The 19708-nt window shown below is 32.2% G+C and carries 14 protein-coding genes and 1 pseudogene; 3 read left to right on the top strand and 12 right to left on the bottom strand.

All coding sequences use genetic code 11. The annotated features are described in order from the left end of the window. The first annotated feature begins 371 nt into the window (after positions 1 to 371). Entirely contained in the window at positions 372 to 971 is a 600-nt protein-coding gene (locus J8L88_RS18555; RefSeq protein ID WP_027395695.1) for an RNA polymerase sigma factor, read from the top strand. Between the two features lie 11 nt (positions 972 to 982). Here the strand turns inward: J8L88_RS18555 and J8L88_RS18550 are convergent, their stop codons facing one another. Together J8L88_RS18550 and map are read right to left on the bottom strand one after the other, a co-directional pair. After that, complete coding sequence (locus tag J8L88_RS18550; RefSeq protein ID WP_211061522.1) at positions 983 to 1750, bottom strand: class I SAM-dependent methyltransferase; 768 nt, start codon at positions 1748 to 1750, stop codon at positions 983 to 985. A gap of 13 nt (positions 1751 to 1763) precedes the next feature. Further along, positions 1764 to 2582, bottom strand: coding sequence for a type I methionyl aminopeptidase (gene map, locus J8L88_RS18545; protein ID WP_027395693.1), 819 nt, complete (start codon positions 2580 to 2582; stop codon positions 1764 to 1766). Between the two features lie 323 nt (positions 2583 to 2905). Between map and J8L88_RS18540 the strand changes: the two genes are divergently transcribed. Further along, on the top strand, positions 2906 to 3763 hold the full coding sequence (locus J8L88_RS18540) for a hypothetical protein (protein WP_211061521.1): 858 nt from the start codon (positions 2906 to 2908) through the stop codon (positions 3761 to 3763). A 433-nt stretch (positions 3764 to 4196) separates the two neighbouring features. On the opposite strand, the gene J8L88_RS18535 is transcribed toward J8L88_RS18540, so the two are convergent. The 3 genes from J8L88_RS18535 to gpmI form a co-directional block, all read right to left on the bottom strand. Next, positions 4197 to 5294: a FecR family protein gene (locus tag J8L88_RS18535; RefSeq protein ID WP_211061520.1), complete on the bottom strand. Its 1098-nt coding sequence runs from the start codon at positions 5292 to 5294 to the stop codon at positions 4197 to 4199. Positions 5295 to 5313: 19 nt separating this feature from the next. Then, the gene (locus tag J8L88_RS18530) at positions 5314 to 5883 is read right to left on the bottom strand and encodes an RNA polymerase sigma factor (RefSeq protein ID WP_211061519.1); all 570 of its coding nucleotides are present in this window, start codon (positions 5881 to 5883) and stop codon (positions 5314 to 5316) included. A 475-nt stretch (positions 5884 to 6358) separates the two neighbouring features. Further along, positions 6359 to 7879 (bottom strand): 2,3-bisphosphoglycerate-independent phosphoglycerate mutase, encoded by a 1521-nt coding sequence (gpmI, locus tag J8L88_RS18525; RefSeq protein ID WP_211061518.1) that lies wholly within the window; start codon positions 7877 to 7879, stop codon positions 6359 to 6361. A gap of 496 nt (positions 7880 to 8375) precedes the next feature. On the opposite strand from gpmI, the gene J8L88_RS18520 reads away from it, so the two are divergent. Then, positions 8376 to 8756 carry an ankyrin repeat domain-containing protein gene (locus tag J8L88_RS18520; RefSeq protein ID WP_027395688.1) on the top strand — a complete coding sequence of 127 codons (381 nt, stop codon included), beginning with the start codon at positions 8376 to 8378 and terminating at the stop codon, positions 8754 to 8756. Positions 8757 to 8812: 56 nt separating this feature from the next. On the opposite strand, the gene J8L88_RS18515 is transcribed toward J8L88_RS18520, so the two are convergent. The 7 genes and pseudogenes from J8L88_RS18515 to J8L88_RS18485 all read right to left on the bottom strand — a co-directional run. Next, positions 8813 to 9580 (bottom strand): M48 family metalloprotease, encoded by a 768-nt coding sequence (locus J8L88_RS18515; protein ID WP_027395687.1) that lies wholly within the window; start codon positions 9578 to 9580, stop codon positions 8813 to 8815. Between the two features lie 169 nt (positions 9581 to 9749). Further along, on the bottom strand, positions 9750 to 10235 hold the full coding sequence (locus J8L88_RS18510) for a CAP domain-containing protein (RefSeq protein WP_051336376.1): 486 nt from the start codon (positions 10233 to 10235) through the stop codon (positions 9750 to 9752). 54 nt (positions 10236 to 10289) lie between these two features. Then, a complete protein-coding gene (locus J8L88_RS18505) occupies positions 10290 to 11015 on the bottom strand; it encodes a M15 family metallopeptidase (RefSeq protein WP_211061517.1) in 726 nt (241 codons plus the stop codon). Between the two features lie 41 nt (positions 11016 to 11056). After that, positions 11057 to 11605 (bottom strand): ClpP family protease, encoded by a 549-nt coding sequence (locus J8L88_RS18500; RefSeq protein WP_027395685.1) that lies wholly within the window; start codon positions 11603 to 11605, stop codon positions 11057 to 11059. Between the two features lie 354 nt (positions 11606 to 11959). Then, entirely contained in the window at positions 11960 to 13126 is a 1167-nt protein-coding gene (locus tag J8L88_RS18495; RefSeq protein ID WP_211061516.1) for a gliding motility-associated C-terminal domain-containing protein, read from the bottom strand. A 423-nt stretch (positions 13127 to 13549) separates the two neighbouring features. After that, positions 13550 to 18685: an S-layer family protein gene (locus J8L88_RS18490; protein WP_211061515.1), complete on the bottom strand. Its 5136-nt coding sequence runs from the start codon at positions 18683 to 18685 to the stop codon at positions 13550 to 13552. A 17-nt stretch (positions 18686 to 18702) separates the two neighbouring features. Continuing rightward, positions 18703 to 19708: pseudogene (locus J8L88_RS18485) on the bottom strand (hypothetical protein); the annotation flags it as partial.

The following is a 19708-nucleotide window of genomic DNA, read 5'->3' as shown; positions in this document are numbered from 1 at the left end:
GAATATCTAGAAATTAAGAAGGAAATGAAATGATTTAATTTTCAATCGTCGTCATTTTATGTTGAATTGTAACATAGGTCGTTAATTCATAACCTAACATTGGGAAGTATGAAAGAAATTAAATTGATACTATAACAATCAAAATGTTACATAGAGAAAATGAATAGGCACTTTTACTCATTGAGAACGGGTGTTCTCTCATTTATACTTTTGATTTTTTCAGGTCTTAGTTAATTTCAATTTTGATAAGTAATATCTGCCTTTTTAGAACAGTATGAAGTTTCTAGAACATTATACTTCTGATATAAAAATGGAACAAAAGTTGTTACAGGTATTATCTAGAAAAAACTAACTAAACTTATATCATCAATATGGGGTACAATGATGAGATTAAAATTTTCAACGGTATATTACATGGTAACAATGAAATTTTAAAAGATTTTTATAAAAGGAATTTTATCATAATTAAAAGTTTTATTATCAAAAATTCTGGAACAGAAAAAGACGCTGAAGATATATTCCAGGATGCTCTTGTTATTCTGTATCAAAAAATAAAAAATGATTCTTTAGTGCTCGACTATTCTATACATACATATTTTTATGGGATTTCTAAAAATATTTGGATGAGAAGGTTAAGTAAGTTGAAAAAAGTTTCTTGTTGCGGACGGATAAATGACCTTGTGTCGGATACAAACTTTTCTATAATAGATAATATAGAACAAAGAGATCGTGAATCGTTATATAGAAAATATCTCTTAAATCTTAATTGTAAATGTAAAGATCTATTGTTTTTATTTTTTGATGGAAAGAGTATGAAAGAAATTGCTCAATTAACGAATTATACCGAAGGATATGTGAGAAAGCGAAAATTTGAATGCAAAAAACACTTAATGGAGTTGATAGCTAAAGATCCATTATATTCTGAACTTGGTAGTGATAAAAAATCTGATATAAAAAAAGATGTTTCTTGATAGATATTTCTTTAAGCCTTATAACAAACGGGAAGTATTTCTCCAGGAGCTAGGCAGTATTTGATTACTTCTTCTTTAGATAATTCATTGGTATAATCAACCTCATTAACTTTAAAACCAATAGAACGTAGTTTTTCAAAGTAATCTCTTCCGTAGACTCTTACATGATCATATTGACCAAAAATTTGAGCACGTTCTTTAGGATCAGTAATAGTATTGTCTTCAAAAGTAACCGCTCTATTAAGATCTTGCGGGATTTGAAGGATAGCCATACCTCCAGGTTTTAGAACTCTTAGTAATTCTTGCATCGCCTTAGTGTCATCAGGAATGTGTTCTAAAACGTGATTACAAAATATGATATCATATTGATTACTATCAAATGGGAGGTCACAAATATCTGCTTTTACATCTGCTAATGGAGAGTTAAGATCTGTAGTAGTATACTCTAAGTTTTTTAAATGTCTAAATTTTTTATAAAAAGCCTGTTCAGGAGCAAAATGTAATACTTTAGCTTTAGCAGTGAAAAAATCAGTTTCATTTTTTAAATACAACCAAAGTAATCGATGACGTTCTAGAGAAAGGGTAGAAGGTGAAAGAACATTGTCTCTTTGATTTCCATATCCATATGGTAAAAACTTAGAAAAACTTTTTCCATCGATAGGATCTGTAAAAGTATTTCCTTTCAGGAATATAGAGATTATAGGTCTTACAGCATAACTCAAACGAATTAATAAAGGCCTAGGAATTGTGTTTAATATAAACTTGAAGAGTTTTTTCATGTTTGGAAAAAAACTAAACCGCTAATAATTCTTGTCTAAATGCATCTTCTTCATCAGATTCTATACCTAATGCCTGATAAATATATTTAAACGTAGAAAGAATTTCGGGCTTACCATCTATAATAGCTACATCGTGCTCAAAATGAGCACTTGGTTTACCATCTGCAGTAAGTATTGTCCAGCCATCTCTTAATTGCTTTATACGGTGTGTTCCCATATTAGTCATAGGTTCTATTGCTACTACCATTCCTTCTACAAGTTTTTTACCCCTTCCACGGCGACCGTAATTAGGCATTTCTGGATCTTCATGCATTTTACGCCCTAATCCGTGCCCCACTAATTCTCTTACCACACCATATCCTGCTTCTTCGGTAAATTTCTGAATTGCATACCCAACATCACCTACACGTTTTCCAACTTTTAATTCGGCAATACCTTTATATAGTGACTCTTTGGTAATCTTGAGTAGGTGTGCAACTTCTGGAGTTATTTCTCCTACGGGAAAAGTATATGCATGATCACCATAAAATTCATTTTTAATGGCTCCACAATCTATGGAGATGATATCTCCTTCTTCTAATGGAGTATTATTAGGAATACCATGTACTACTTGAGCATTCGGACTCATACATAAAGTGTTAGGAAAATCATATAATCCTAAAAACCCAGGAATAGCTCCATGATCTCTAATAAACTCTTCTGCTAGTTTATCTAATTGAAGTGTAGTTACTCCTGGTTTAACTTCCGGAGCAAGCATTCCAAGTGTTTTAGAGACAATCAGGGCACTCTCGCGCATTAATTCAATTTCTTCACGTGTTTTAGTAATGATCATAATATCCTCATTAAAGATGGCAAATTTACAAAGAATATTAGGATTCAGTCAATTGATCAAGTTTTAATCTCTGATAAGAATTCCCATTTTAGTGCTCTTAGGATGATAGTTTTATAGAATTTTTAAATCAACATAGGATTAATTTTATATAAAATATGCTCTTTTTATAAAAAAATGTTGCGCTGTAAAACCCTGTTTTACTTAAGTTTTTTGCGAAAAAATCAGAAGCACTTTAAAAAAAATAAAAAAATACGCAGCGTTTTTATTTTTTCAGGTTTAATAGATAGAAAACACATTATAATATTCATTTAAAAAAGTAAACCATGAAAAAATTATTGATTTGTATAGTAGGATTAGGATTAATGGTAAGTTGTGCCGTAGAGGATATGGATGATAACGTATCGATCCAGAATAGCGATAAAGAAAATTTTGAAATGTATCATAGTTTGGATGGAGCGATGGATAGTTTTGATCTAATTTCTGAGTCGGCTTTTAATGAGGTGCAAAGTTCTTCAAAGAGTTCTAAAAGTAGTTGTGTATCTATAGAATTGTTGGTGTCTAATGAAGAGACTCCATTATCAGGTTTCGAGGAGTATGATTATTATAGTAAAATGATTTTGGATTATAGAGAAGAACAATGTCAATTTGATGATTGGAGTGGTAAACTAGAATACTATGTGGCTGGAGTGTTCAACGAGCAATGGAAGGATTCTACTGTGTTTAAAAATGTTAGGGGAGATGAAGGTTATACATTTGATGGTTATAGAGTTGCTGAACAAAATTCAGCATTGAGTACAGAAACAACGAAGGTTTTTGATGTTGTTATTGATGGGGTAATTACTGAACCTAATGGTGATTCGTATCGTTATACGACAAATAGGAATTTTACATTTGAAAATAGATTTTCGACGGATGAGGTTGTTATTTTAGAAGAATCTTCTTTAGTAGAAGGTATAACACAAACATATTTTATGAAATCAGAATCTGTAGAAAATGAACCGTTAGTATATAAAGTGGCTTGTTTTAATAGATTGAATTTCTTGAGATATCCAGTTCAAGGATCTTTAGATTTCACTAGTAGTTTTGGTGTTAATTTTAATATTGATTTCGGAGATGGAGCTTGCGATAAAGAGGTTGTACTAACCGGAGATAATGGAGAGTCTATTGTTTTTGATTTATAATTGATAGTTTAGTTAAATTTTAAAAACCGTCTGCAAAATATTTGCAGGCGGTTTTTTATGTCTTTTGATTTAGTTTTAAAAGAAATATAAGGTTACTGATTGATTAGATTAGAAAAAGTATATCCTATTAAAGTTTTATGGTAAAGTTGTTATATTTTCTTAGTAAGTGTCTTACAGGTGCGTTGAATATTTTTTTAGAACCTTGTAAAAGAGGTTCGTATTTTCTATTAAAAATATGGTCTTATAGTTTATTTGGTTTATGCATTAGAAAGTCTATTCTATCTTTGAAGTTCTAATACATAGATAGGGTTTACTCAGCAGTTCTGTAAAGTTGAGTAGAGGTGTTTTTTATATTAGAGTACTTTTATGAGGATCCGGTTTTTCTATATTGAAATTTTATTCCACTTAGACGATTGAGAGATTATCAATTTCTTTATTTAGTACATCCTTTTCCAGTAATAATATATACATCATCTTCTTTAGTTAATTTAAGATTTAAAGATATTGTTAGCTTTTTCAATATTTGTGGGATCCTATCATTATTAAAGGATCCAGAATAATTACAGTCTAATATATTACGATTTTTTAATAAGATTTTGGCATCATAATTATTTCCAAGGTCATTAATGATTTCGTTTATGGTAGTATTTTGATAAAATAATTTCCCAGTTTTCCACGCAAATCGATTCGGAGATTTTTCTAATATCGAAATTCCTCTATCATCTATTCGTAAACTCTCCCCAGGAGCTAATATTTTCACTTCTTTTGTTTTATTATGAACTACTTTTGCAGATCCTTGGATTAAAGTCATTAAATCCGCTTCCGGGGCAGAATGCATAGCAAAAGAATTACCAGTAATTTGTACTTTACCGTGTTTTCCAAAAAGAATGAATGGTTTGTGTTCATCTTTTCGAATGTTTAAAAATACGGTACCCATAATATCAGCTCTGCGATACCCTTGTTTTGTTGCTGTAAAGTTTATCTTACTATTTTTTCTTACTACAATCGTACTAGAATCTGGTAGTGTATTGTATTTTGTTCTTTCTGTAAATGCATACTTGTCAGAAGCAGTATACGTTACTGTAATAACACCTTTTTCGATAATTTCGTCTTCTGGCTCCAAGTTAGTTACATCTATCTGTCTATTTTTAGGTTTCTTAGAAGATTGATCTGGATCTTCAGTTGGTTCATCTTTTGTAATGAGCGTAATATTAGTTTCTTTTTTTTCCGAGATAGAATCAAGAACTATAGTCGTAAGATTACTATTTTTATTTTTAGTAGTAGTTTCTGTATTGGTTGTTTCTATGTTAATGTCTGAAGTACTATCATTTTTAAAATAGTATATAGTAAACACGCCAATAATCATTAGAATTATGAAACCAGCGGTATACCAATAAAACAAATTTTTGTCATCGGATTTTTCTTGTACAGCATCAAAAATGAGATCAAAGCCATCTCCAGACGATTCCATAATGTCGTCTTTAAATTTTGTCTGCAAAAACTCTTTTAAAAGGTCTTTATCCTCTTTCATCAGTTTCTCATTTAGAGATTTATTGATATTTTTCTATTCCGATAGCTCTCATATTTTCTAAAAGCTTTTTCCTCGCTCTCGTATAGTTAGATCTAGATGTACTTTCTTTAATCTTCAATATTTTTCCTATTTCTTTATGCGAATATCCTTCAATGGCATATAAGTTTAATACATATCTATATTGTTCAGGAAGTTCATTTATTAGTGCTCTTAATTTATCTGCAGAAAGTTTTTTAGAAAAGTGATCTTTTTCAAAATCATCTAATTCTTGTACTTCACTTTCTTCTATGGACTCTGAATTATCTATTAAAACTGTTTTTTTTCTCTTATGCCAATCATCAATAGCACAATTAACTACAATTCTTTCGATCCAACTTCCTAATGTACCATTATGTTTATATTTTTTTATGTTTTTAAAAACCTTGATAAATGCTTCTTGTACAATATCTTTTGCATCTGATTGATTTTTACAATAGCGAAAACTTACCGCAAGCATCCTGGGCATAAAAGTATTATATATTTTTTCCATAGCATTCCGGTCATTCTTTTTACAAGCTTTAACCAGTCTGTCTTGTTCTTCTTTATTCATGAATAAGGGTTAGTGCTTACTCTCATAAAACTTAACTGAGGATGTAGGATTTCGCTGCGTATAATTATTATAAAATTTATAATAATATATTAAAGATACTAAAATGAAATATTAGATAATTAGAATTTGAATTTCTTTCGTCTTATATAAGTGACGTTTTAGCTATGTTTTAGACTTACTAAGCGAAAATTGCTATTTAGAAGATAATTAATAAATAAATTTAAGGTATAATTTAAAAATCAGATAGTTATGAAGTATTTAAACCCTTTTTTTCAGATGAACTTTAACATATGTATTAGCTTTTTAAAAGATCTTGCACAAGGTTCGGCGTATGCATTAAAAAGATAAATTCAATATTAATTTTATTTTAAAATATTTAATTTATGTATTTAATGTTAAAAAATAACGCAAAAAAAGTATAAAGATGAGTATAAGAATTGCTAAACTCATCTTTATATTTTTATGTATTTACTATCTATTTCTTCAATAAAGATTTTTGTGTCATCGCTTTTGGTTGTTCTAGACCAATAAGGTCCAATATAGTTGGCGCAATGTCCCCTAAGACTCCATCTTCTATTTCAATTCCATCAGTATCAATTAATATAACAGGAACAGGATTTGTTGTATGTGCTGTATGAGGAGATCCATCTGGATTAATCATTGTCTCACAATTACCGTGATCCGCAATTAGTATAGTAGTATATCCATTTTCTAATCCACTTGTCACAACATCCTTTACGCATTGATCGACGGCTTCACAAGCTTTTATTGCTGCTTCCATAACTCCTGTATGACCTACCATATCCCCATTAGCAAAATTTAAACATATAAAATCTGTCTCACCTTTTTCTAATTCAGGAACTAATGCATCCTTTAGTTCATATGCACTCATTTCGGGTTTAAGATCATAAGTAGCAACTTTTGGAGAATTTCTAAGAATTCTGGACTCACCTTCAAATGGTTCCTCTTGTCCTCCAGAAAAGAAAAATGTAACATGAGGATATTTTTCTGTCTCTGCTATACGAATCTGTTTTTTGCCAGCTTTGGATAATACTTCGCCTAAGGTTTCTGTGATGTTGTCTTTATCATAAATTACATGAGTGTTTTTAAAGTTTTCATCATAATTAGTCATCGTAACATAATATAGAGAAAGCTTATGAGTATTATATTCATGCATGTCGGATTGAGAAAGCATTTCTGTGAGTTCACGACCACGATCTGTCCTAAAGTTAAAGAATATTACAACATCATCTGTTTTAATCGTGGCTACAGGAGCCCCTTTTTCTTCTATTACTATTGGTTTAATAAACTCATCAGTGATATCGTTATCATAGTTTTTTCGAATACTTTCAATAACATTATCAGTGGGTGTTCCTGTTCCATTAACAAGAAGGTCATATGCTAGTTTAACACGTTCCCACCTTTTATCGCGGTCCATAGCATAGTATCGTCCAATGACAGAAGCTAATTTTCCGGTAGATGTATCCATATAATCTTTAATTTCCTTGATATGATTTATTCCAGATTTTGGATCTACATCGCGGCCATCAGTAAATGCGTGTAAAAAAACATTTTCTAATCCTTCAGAATTGGCTACATCTAATAGTCCCTTGATGTGATTAATATGAGAATGAACGCCTCCGTCACTAACCAATCCTAATAGATGAACATTTCTATTATTCTCTTTAGCATACTTAAGGGCATCAATCAGGGTTTGCTCATTTTTTAATGTATCATTTTTGATCGCCATATTAATTTTTGCTAAATCTTGATATACTATTCTTCCTGCTCCAAGATTCATATGACCTACTTCACTGTTTCCCATTTGGCCATCAGGAAGTCCAACGTGTAAACCGTCCGTTCTTAAGGAAGCGTTAGGGTATTTTGTGTATAAATTATCAATAAATGGAGTCTTGGCATGATCGATTGCAGAAACTTTAGGATCTGGCGATGTTCCCCATCCATCCAGAATCATTAAGATTACTTTTTTGTTCATTTCTTTTTCTATATACGATTTGATGTTTTTCAATCACTTATTTAACTGATTGCTGACAATTTTGATTAGAGGCTAAATTACAATATAGAATAGAAGCAGACAAAAACCTGTTGATACTGATTTCTGATTTTTGAAGGTTTAGATTGTTTTGTTTAGATGTTTTTTTGAGGAACTATTAATAGATCTTAGTGAACAAGGTATAAAATAGTTAATTCTTAGGATTGATAGGGTTTTAATGACGATAATTGAATTTTTGGTGTATGTAAAATAAACAATAATATTTTTAACTCACATGCATAAATAATTGACAGATTATGGAATTACAAATTTAAATATTCGTGATTAAAATGTTAATTTTTTAAAATATTATCAAATTTTTAAGTTGATTATTGGTTAAAAATCTGTAAATTAGGTAAGTGCATAAAAAACAATTATCTCTTTTATTTTATTAAAAAATTAATAAATCAATATACTAACTTCAATAATTCACAACATTATGAGAAAAACAATTATGGCAGTATTAATGATTCTATTCATTATACCTGTAAACTTTGCTTCAGAAAAAGTAAAGGTAAGTGATAGTAAGGATTATGAATTAACTATTAATAAAGTGGATCCTTTTTTTATGGCGGTTATTAAAGGAGATCTTGATACTGTGGCAAAAATGATAGATGGTGGGAGTGATGTAAATCTAAGATTGGATGGAAAAACACCTTTAATGTATGCAGCTAGGTATAATCGAGTTGATATTATAAGGTTATTAGTTGGAAAAGGAGCTTATCTTGAGGCTAAAGACAGTCAAGGTAATACTGCTTTGAAATTTGCAGAATTAGCTAATGCTAAGGAAGCAATGGATCTTCTTAAAGAAATGTCCTAAAAATTTAATTGTAAAACTCCTAAAAACTTCGATTCGTAATTTACTAATCGAAGTTTTTATTGTACACTATATTCTTTAATGGCTTCTTGAATTTTTTCAATACGATTATCAGGGTCAGGATGCGTACTTTGAAATTCTGGAGTACGGTTAGGTCCAGCGGCTTTTTTTAGAATTTCCATTACTCCAATCATTTCTTGAGGATTATAACCAGAATTTATCATAAATAAAACCCCTAATTTATCACTCTCTAATTCATCGTCTCTACCGTTTCCTAAAAGAACATTTTGTCCTATACCATTTACAAGTCCACCAGCATCAGCACCTACAGAGGCTCCTGTTGATATTGTTTTCCAAAACTCGTGTTCTGCTATACGTTCTGCAGAATGTCGTCCCAAAACATGTCCAATTTCATGACCTAGTACACCAGCTAGTTGATCTTCATTTTGTAATTTAGAGTAAAGTGCATAGGTTATAAATATTTGACCACCTGGCAATGCAAAAGCATTAATAGTATTTGGGTCAGCTAGAAGATGAAATTCATATCGGTAATCAGATTCTCTAGCCATTGTATTATTGACAAGTTTGTTTCCAACATTATCGACATAATTTTGAAGCCTTTGATCTGGATATAGTCCTCCATGTTGTCTAGTCATTTCAGGTTCACTTTGGAGACCAATAGCGATTTCCTGTTCCGTTGTCATATTAATATTCTGAACTCTATCTGTATATTCATTATGGGTTTTGTTATTACATTTCTTGATAAAAGCAAAAGCCACAATAGCAAGACCTATTAATATTCTTATTTTTAATCCACCGCGTCTCATCAATTATTTTTTGGTTAGAGTAAAAGTTTTTGAGTTATAAAGTTACTAAATATAAAAGTTGCTTACCAAATAAATGTAAAAGAGGTCATTTTTTGGTAAGCGACTACTAGGGGATTCAAATTCGTATTTTTAAATACGAATTGTGCTAATTAGCATAATTGATGCTTGGTTAACGATAAAAAAGTTGAGTATAATAATATCTACCATTCTCGTCTTTAATTGCGGAGATACCAGTATACATATAATTACCTTCTATATTTTCTCGATGCCCTGTACTATTTAACCAACCGTCAACAACACTCTGAGCATCAGAATAAAATCTAGCGACGTTTTCGGCAGTTCCAGTAGCATTCTCTTCATCTCCTAATATATTTCCTCGCTGATTAAAATTATCGTGATTGATTTCTTCAATAGATATCATATATTTTGTGTGATCAATAGCGAGTTGCTCTGCAGTGTTGTTTTTGGATAATGTTGATAATCCAAGACTTTGTCTATGTTGATTTACTAATGCAAGTATATCATCAGAAATGTTTGTTTCATTGGTAAGTTCATCTGTATTTATATTTGAGTTTATAGAATCGTCCTCAGATGAACAAGAAACTATAATTGTCGCGATACATACCGTAAAGAAAAATTTACAAAATACTTTCATAAAATATTAAAGGGCTTTTTTAGTATAACTGAAAGAAATATGTTTTAGTATGTTTTACAGTAATTTAGGATTGATATCTAATACATTTTCAGTAATATATTGTTGTATAAAATCGATTGTAAAATGATTACTACCTAATAGATTAGCATTTTGTAATTCGTTTTTTATATCCAGTTTTTTATAAGATTTGAGCATGGGTATAGATAGAGGTGCATAGGAATAATGCCAAGGTTCATATTTAAAACCTTTTCTATCTTTTTTGTTTGTATAAACTAGATAAAATCCAAAACTATTGGCGTGAATATCCATCCATTCCTTGAATTTACAAAATGGACCTTCTTCATGAAAGTTTTCTTCTAGAAGAAGGCCTTTTGGTTGTTTAGGTGTTCCGTCTACGATATCTATATCTGTACCCCAATGATGACGTGAAGTCCCGGGAATAGTAGAATATTCTATTATTTTTTTTATGGTATTAATAGGGGATAAGCCCTCTTTAGTAAACTTTTTATATTTACGTTCCCAGATTCTATTTTGATGTGCATAATTTCGATAACTCGAAACAGTTTTTATGCTAATACCACTTTCCGAAGCTTTATTTTTCATTTTTAAAAATGCTTCGTGCGCTTCTTTTTTCAGTTTATGAGTATCTCCATAAAAAACAGGATTACTTTTTCCCATTAAATCATCTTTGGTAAATTCTAATTGAATCATATTCAGTGAAGATAATGAGAGTGCAGTAATGCCTAATCCACTAATTTTTATGAAATCCCTTCTTAACATATGGATATAGACTTGATTTTGTAAAGTGTTTTTAATTTATACTATTCTAGTATTCCATCAACAATACCATATTCAATAGATTCTTGTGCATCCATCCAATAATCTCGATTAAAATCTTTTAGTACTTTTTCAATCTCTTGCCCGCAGTTGTCTCCAAGAATTTGAGCACTTAACTCTTTAGTTTTAAGAATCTCGGTAGCTTGAATTTCTATATTAGAGGCTTGTCCTCTCGCTCCACCACTTGGTTGATGAATCATTACCTTAGCATGAGGTTGAATAAACCTGCGTCCTTTTTCTCCTACACTTAATAAAATAGAACCCATGGATGCTGCTAGTCCTGTACAGATTGTAGATACAGGGCTTTTCAATGCTTTTATAGTATCATACATTGCAAATCCAGATGTAACATAACCACCAGGACTATTTATATATAATTTTATTTCATCATTACTAATCATATCTAGATACATAAGCCTGTCAATGACGTGTTTAGCAGATTTGTCATCTACTTGACCCCATAGAAAAACACTACGCTCTTCTAAAAATTTTTTATCGATTATATCTTGGATTTTTCCAGCTTTTTCTTTCATCAGTAATTAGTTTACAATTGTTTTTCTAAAATTGAGTGTATACAGTATAGATAATACAGACACCAATAGCTAAAAGTATAATTATTTTAGAAATTATTACGATTTATGAGATAACAAATTTGATACTTTTATTAGAGAATCTAATATTTAACATGATTTTAGAAGTCTATTTTGTTATTAGCGAAATCATTAACTAATATTAATGAGTTTATGGTTTCAAAAAAATAGTGTATGTTTTGAGGAATTGTGGTAGTCCGATTCCGTATATACTCAAATGTGAAGTGTTATTTAGAAGCTCTGATTAAAAAAATATGCTTTTACCTCAGTTATTTAAGTAATAATTGAGATTAGAATCTATCTATTTACGTAAAGATAACCAGCTCTATCCTTTGTTCCTTCTATGTTTAAAACATAATAATAAGTTCCAGCAGGCAATTCTTCTCCTTTAGCTATAGTAGCTCTACCTTCAGAAATTCCATTAAAGCCTTCTGAAGTTTGCTGTACTTCATGATAAGCTTTTTTATTGTATACTAAAACTCCCCAACGATTATATACGAATAGCTCATTATCAGGGTATTGAACTAATCCTTGTATTACGAAAGTATCATTAAATCCATCACCATTAGGAGAAACAGCTGTAAAGATTTCTAAGTCTCCATCAAGTATAAGACCAGATGTTCCAAAAGTTAAAGCTACAAAATTATCAGGAACGATTAATTCAGAAGTAATTTCTCCGCTATCAAGATCTCCCGTAACAAAAGTATTTCCTAGATTAATCCATTGTTCTAAATTAGGATCCCATCCTACAACTCTAAGATCAGATAAATCATTTACTAAAGTAGGAATATTACTATTAGTGTCCCAAGTTAAGGTAACTCTTGTCTCTTGGTCTCCGTCTACATCCCAAAATTCGAAAATACTAATTCCATATAATAAATCTCCAAAACTGTTAGTATCAAAATTTCCAGGAAAGAAATTAGGGAAATTAGGATTTTCAAAGAAATAAGCTGCTTTTGCGGTATTAGTTGCAGCTTGACTTTCAATACGTGCTGGTCTATGACGGAAATCATCACCAATAGGAAAAGAAAAATCTAATTGACCAGTTATTGAAGCATAACCATCAACATAACGATCATCATTTTCTCCTAAGTATGGTGCATCATTTATGTAATCTAATGAAATCTGTTTTTGATCTCTGGGAGTAAAAACTCTTCCATTTGTAAATTCTTGAAAATTATTAACCCCTACAGGAACTTCTAAAAACAAATCATCAATTACATCGATTTCCATATCGTGAAAAATAGGACGATTACTTCCCGAAATTGTTAAATTGTCCTGATTGTAAAAACCAGCGAACCCACGATTTTGATCAAAGGTTCCATCATTAATTACATCTAGATGAAATCCTACTTGACCTTCATCATGTATTTGTAAATTTCCGAAATTATGAAAAGACAACTGAGCATTGGAAATAAAACCAGCTAGTATGAATAACGTTATGTAGAATTTGTTTTGGGGCATATCTTTTAAAATTTGATATTACGGTTAAACCATAAATCAATTACTGCGAATATATAAAAATTATTCATACATCCTACTTTTTTTTAAAAAAAAATTCACAAAAGTATCGTTGAAATGCATTTTTTTGTCGACGAAGTACATATATTTCACGATAAGATATATTTTCACTTATTAATTTGTAAGACATTTTCTTTTGCAAGAATAATTTTGTCTTGCTACATTTTAGAATGAAGAAGAAATATGTTTTTAATAAAATAAGGGGATAAACTATTCAGTGATCGAGTAGCTAAACCTTGAAAAGATTCTTTTTCGTGAATATTTTACAATGATGACGATGTTTATGCATAATGTTTGGGTGATACTGTGTTTTTTTAAGTTATAAGTTTTAAATTTTTTACGTTAAGCGTTTTTATTATATTTATATTAATTGGGTTTTACTCTATATGTAATTTTTCGATTAGTAATAACCGTTGCTGCTCCAACAATAGTTCTATTTCCAAATTCAGAAGTAGTGTTTGATATTGTTGCAGTACTAGTAACTAAACTGCCAACAGGAATTGTTGTACCTAATGGTATACTAATGTTAAATCTATTGGTGTTATCTGTATTTCCATCGGCATTAGTATATAATGAGATAGTATTGTCAAGATCCGCACCGCTTCCTTCCGTGCCAGAACCTAAATACGTTTGACCTTCACCATAATCCAGACTAAGACCTAATTGATTATCTCCAACAGTAGCGGTTCCTTGGTTTATATCTGTTAAGAAAACTTCTATTATTGCTCCTGGACGAGACCATCCTATTATTTTTAAATTTGTTCCTGAAATGGTTACGGATTCCAAAAGAGGAAAATTCAAACTTCCATTGGGACCTGTATCTGCATCTCCAACATCATTAATCGTAACTCCATCACTTGCAATATCTATACCGAGTGCATCGGCAACAGTACCATTAGCAAAAATAGAGTTTTGAGATATCAGATTCCCAGAAGTAGTTCCACCAGTTAATACAATACCAGCTCCTCCATTATTATTAATAATATTATTAGTAATAGAAGAATTACTTTGCGCTAAATTGATACCACTAAGTTCAGTACATCCAGCACCACTATTACTTCCAGCTGTTGTAATTGTGTTTTCTGTAATAGTTACGTTACCTTGGTTGTCAAAAATGCCGGTAGCAGCGGAGTTATCTATAAGATTGTTTTGGATTACTACACCGCTTCCGCTAGCAATTCTAATGTTATACTCACAATTTCTAAAACCATTATTGGTTATGTGATTATTTTGTATTAGCGTTGATGTACCTCCATTTACAGAAATTCCAAAGTCAGTATTAGAGGAAATATAGTTACCATCAAGAGTTACTTGTCCTCCATTAATTTCAAAACCGTCATCTACATAACTTCCAACACCAACAGTTCCAGTAACTCCTAGGGCGTTGACACCTAGAAGATTTGCTGTTACTAGATTTCCTGTTCCAGAATCTTGTCGTATTGCTCTTCTGTTTCCGCCATATACTGCCAAGTTTCTTATAACAAGATTTGATGCTTGTAATTGAATGACATCACCAAAATCACTACGTACTTGTATTTCTGGTAAATTATAATTTGGTAATGTAATCCCCGAAATACCAACAATGGTTCCTCCGGATCCGATTGTACCAGTATTTGTGTCACCAGAATAAGCGGTTTGGGTTCTACCATCTATATGAGTTGAATCGTCTGTGATATCATCCAGTGGATCTATGTTTGGTAAATTGATATCAAAAAAACCAGTAATAAAGTTTGGATCCGCAGCTCTTCCCAACGGATCCCCAGTAGGAGGTATCATAAAAATAGAAGTGTCTTGACCAGCTGCTGGATCAAAAATACCATTAGCTTCAATGTTTAATCCGGTTTCGTCGAGATTATTAGAGTTAATTATAAACTGACTAAGAGAGCCTTGACCACTAGAGTTTGTATTTACTATTGTATTGAAGTTAAAACCAAAATCTATATCAACGGCTCCTTCGTTTTCTATTGTTATTACTGAAATGGTTTGAGCACCCGTCAGCGTGCCAGCAGTTACATCTTCATTAAGTGGATTAGTACCACCAATCTCGTTTGTTACAGTTCCTAAAGTACTAGCGGAAAATATGGATCTAAAGGTTTGTGTAGGTAAACAAGTTGTGCAAGTAGTACCGCCACCTCTAGTAGAACGTACAGTATTATTCACAACACGCAGCGTGTAGGTTCCATTAGCCATACCGCCTATATTATAGTCTCCGTTTGAATCGGTAATATCCGAATCGATAAAAGTACCTGTATTGTCATATAGTTCTACCAGAGCTCCTTCTATTCCTACTCCAGATGAGGTGGCAAGGTCTCTTCCTGTTCCTCCTGGATAATTAATATCTTCAAAAACAGTACCTGTCATTAAGTTACTAGGTACTTTTAGTAATACAGAATTTAAAATGACAAAATCGCCAGCAGTTTGAATATTGGTTGTAGCAGAAGTTTCACCTTGAGCTATTAGTGATGAAATATTATACGTATCCAGATCAAACCCGAATAAAGAAGAATCATTTATAGTAGGGCTCGCTGTATCGTCATATATTGTGGAGTTAAAAACATTTGCTAAGGTAGGGGAGTTGTTCCCATCACCAGTTAAATTAGTGGTGCCAGAGGTAGTAGTAACCGATATAACTTCGTTTCCCGTTCGGGTTGGATCTCCTTCCCAGGATAATACAGAAGTTTTTGATCCAGAAGAACCTATAGCAAAAAATCCATCTAGAGTATAACTCGATGTAACTGTTCCACCTCCACCGCCTCCTTGTGCATCAAAACCATTATACATGTTTATACTCACTGCTGGTAGGGTAGGGTTGGTATAAAATATATATAATGACCATCCTCCAAAAACTACAGATCCACAATAAGTAGTACTATTGTCAATAACTAAATCTGTAAAAGTGTATGTAGCTCCAGAAGGGTCTGGAAGACTATTTATTATAGAGGTTACATCACTTACCATTCCATAGTAAAATCCAAATGCTGTATTTACAACATCCGCGGTAACAGATTGTCCTTGAAATGTAACTACATCATCAGCAGCTTGACCAGAATGCCCCCAAGTTAAATATGCTCTTTCAATTGTAGAACCAGCTAGTATTGGGGTAGTAAGAATATTTGATGAAGATGCCGTTATAGAACAAGGATCTACTCCTTCGTCAGCAGTTCTTAGCGTTCCGGCAGTTAGAGCATAGTCGTAATATCCATTAAAATCATCGAAGATTGCTAATGGTACATCATCCGCAACAGCAGCATCTCCATCATCAAGGATGGTTCCAACTCCATTAATTAAACCTACTAAAGGTGAGGTCGAGTTACTTAGGTTAAGAAAAAACGTTTCTGTATTTTCTCCAAAAACATTATTTATAATAGATACTGTAATTGTTTGACTTTCTCCAGAAGTCCCTGAAAAATTTAGAGTTCCCGTTGTATTTACAAAATCAGAATCTGCATATGCAGTATCATCTAAAGTGGCATAATTCACAGTAAAACCACCAGGAACATTTCCTCCAGAATGTGTTGCTGTAAATGTTGCAGTTCCAGCATTTTCATTTACTGTGACATTGTTTACTGTTACTAGAGTTGATGATGAGGAACAAGATATAGTAGCTTCCCAACCATTTCCTGTGACAGATCCATCTGAGTCAAAAATAAAAGTTAAACAACCGGAAGGATCAGTTGAGATTACCGTTGTAGGGATATTTCCATTATTGTATGTGTCTATTAAAGTAGTTGTATTAGTCCCTTCATAAACTTGTAAAAAATCAAAAGGGCTTTCAATATCAAATGATGTAAAATTTAAAACAATAGAACTTCCGGGTGTGTCTGGACAAAGTGTATAAGTTATAGTTTCATTATCATTATATTGTCCGTTAAGGGAGCCACTATCAACAAAAATTCCACTACAAGCATTATCAGTAACGGTATCTGTGATTATAAAAGGAGCTTCATCATCAATAATAGTACCTATACCCTGATTATCGGTTATCTCTACAAATGAACTACTCGTGTTCAAGAGATTTACAAAGAATGTTTCAACTCCTTCAATATCTGTGTCATCAATTATAGGAATAGTAATACTTTGTGTTTCTCCATTATTTCCAGTAAAATTAATTATGGGATTGGGAGAACCTGTTGCTGTATAATCATTAGGAGAAACCGCAGTATTATTGGTTGTATTATATTCCACAGAAAATCCTCCAGGAACATCTCGAGTAAGTGTCACTGTGAAGGTAACACTACCTGCAGTTTCATTAACCGATATATCATTTATGCTTATCCCAGCATCATTATCTACAATAGTTCCCAAACCTTGATCATCTGAAATTGTAACTAAACTGCTGCTTGGGTTACTTAAATTCACAAAGTAAGTTTCATCTAATTCGAATGTGGTATCTTCTAGGATAGGTACTGTTATAGTTTCAGTTTCATTTAAACTTCCAGAAAAAGTTAAGGAAGCACTGGTATCTGTATAATCATTGTTAGCAACAGTGGCACTATCATCAGCAGTAGCAAAATCCAAAGTATATCCTCCTATTAGCGAACCACCAGAAGAGGTTACAGTAAAATTAGCGGTTCCTGCGGATTCATTAACAGAAACGTTATTTATAGTTATAGAGATTTGGTCGTTTGCATTGATAGTTCCAATTCCTTGATTATCCGTTATAGTAACAGATCCATCACTTGGATTACTGAGATTTACGAAAAAGTTTTCTGCATTTTCTGCTTCATTATCATCTATAATAGGTATAGAAATGGTTTGTGAGCTAAGACTGGTTCCTGTAAAATTTATTGTGGTACCTGTCGATGCTAGATAATCTCCAGGAGCATTTGCAGAATTATCTACTGTGTTATATTCTATAGTAAAATTTCCTGTAGTAGTTCCGCCTGTATGAGAAACTGTAAAATCTATAGTACCTGCATTTTCATTGACTGTAACATCGTTAATAGAAATTTCAGGAGTTGATCCAGTAGCGGTTATAAGAACATTGTCTATAAAAACAGTTTCATTATTACCCCAATCACCACTATTGGAAAAGAAAAGGATGGATGAACTTGCATTGATGTAGGCGGCAGGGATGTTAAAAGTTAAACTACCTGAAGCCCCACCACCTGTGGGAGTACCAATAGCAAAATCATAAAACCCTGTAGAGGTATTTAAAAAGAAAGCACCTACGCTTTCATTACCATTCGTCCTATTATAATCAAATGTTAAAACAGCAGCAGAATAGGCAGACAAATCAACGTTTCTTAATATATAAAGATTAGATCCAGAATCAAAATTTCTAAACCTGAGCTGATTATTATTTATACGAATTCTTCCAGCTCCTGAGTTAGTTCCTCCAAAATCATTTTCGGTCCAACCCCCATTCCAATTTTGGGTTCCGTCATTTCCAGTATAATTGGCAGGTGTGAAATTATCTAAGAAAGTATCCTGACCAAATATATATGTATTTGATAGAGTTATTAAAAGAATCAGATAATATGTTTTCTTTGTTAGCCTCATTAAATCGTTTACTAAAATTATCGTACTACGAATACTACATTAATTAATGTGTTAAAATCAGCAGGCGTACCTATTATATCATAGGTCATAACTCCGTTCGCATCAATAGCAACGTTTGCAAAAACTGTAGGGTCAAAATATGTTACATAATAATATAATTCATTTGCAGCATATGTTGGGATAGCCCCAGGAGCACCAGCACTTGATTGTGATGTAGCTGCATTTGCTAATGTAAATTGATCGATATATTGTTGATAAAGATCTACACTTTCATCACCTGGAGCAGCTGTATTTGCTGAAATAGTGCTTGCATCAATAGCAATTGATGGAGGATAGAATATCCTGGCAGCCTTAGAGGTAATCGGTGCAATATCCTGAATTACATCTTCTACTGTTGCTTCGGTATTTCCATCACCATCTACATCTACAGGAGTATCAGAATCTACTTCAGAAGCAGTTTGGTCATCACTTCCTATAGAAGCTGGATCTACAGTTACTACATCGCCATCCGCTTCAATTCCTAAGAATCGAGTAGGGGTATTATCAAATTGATAGGTGTCTATAGTTCCATATCGGCTAAATCTAATTTGATTATTATTTCTTAGACTTAATGTTTCTTGAATATCTGCTGGATCACCTTGATTACCACCGGCATAGAAATTTAGTCCATTGTTATTACCATTAGCCGTTGTTCCAAATCCAATTGCCGCAGCATAAGCATTACCAGAGTTTCTAAATGAAATACCGAGCTCTCTTGCGTTGTTAGTTCTTCGAAGAGTTAAGGTATTTCTATTATCTAAGTCTGAATCAAACTGTAGATTGAAATTACCCATTGTCATCACCCTATTGCCAGTTAAAGTGCCATCGGTATTATATATAGTATCATCTGGTACTGTCACGGTTCCACCACCATCTGATAATGTGATGTCATGATCACTAATCGATATAGTTTGGGGAATTCCAACACCAGTAGGTCCTTGAATACCTTGTGGTCCTTGTGCTCCGGTGTCACCTTGCGGTCCT

Source organism: Aquimarina sp. MMG015 (assembly GCF_018100855.1).
In the GTDB taxonomy this organism is placed as follows: domain Bacteria; phylum Bacteroidota; class Bacteroidia; order Flavobacteriales; family Flavobacteriaceae; genus Aquimarina; species Aquimarina latercula.
This window is presented reverse-complemented; position numbering and strand designations above follow the sequence as displayed.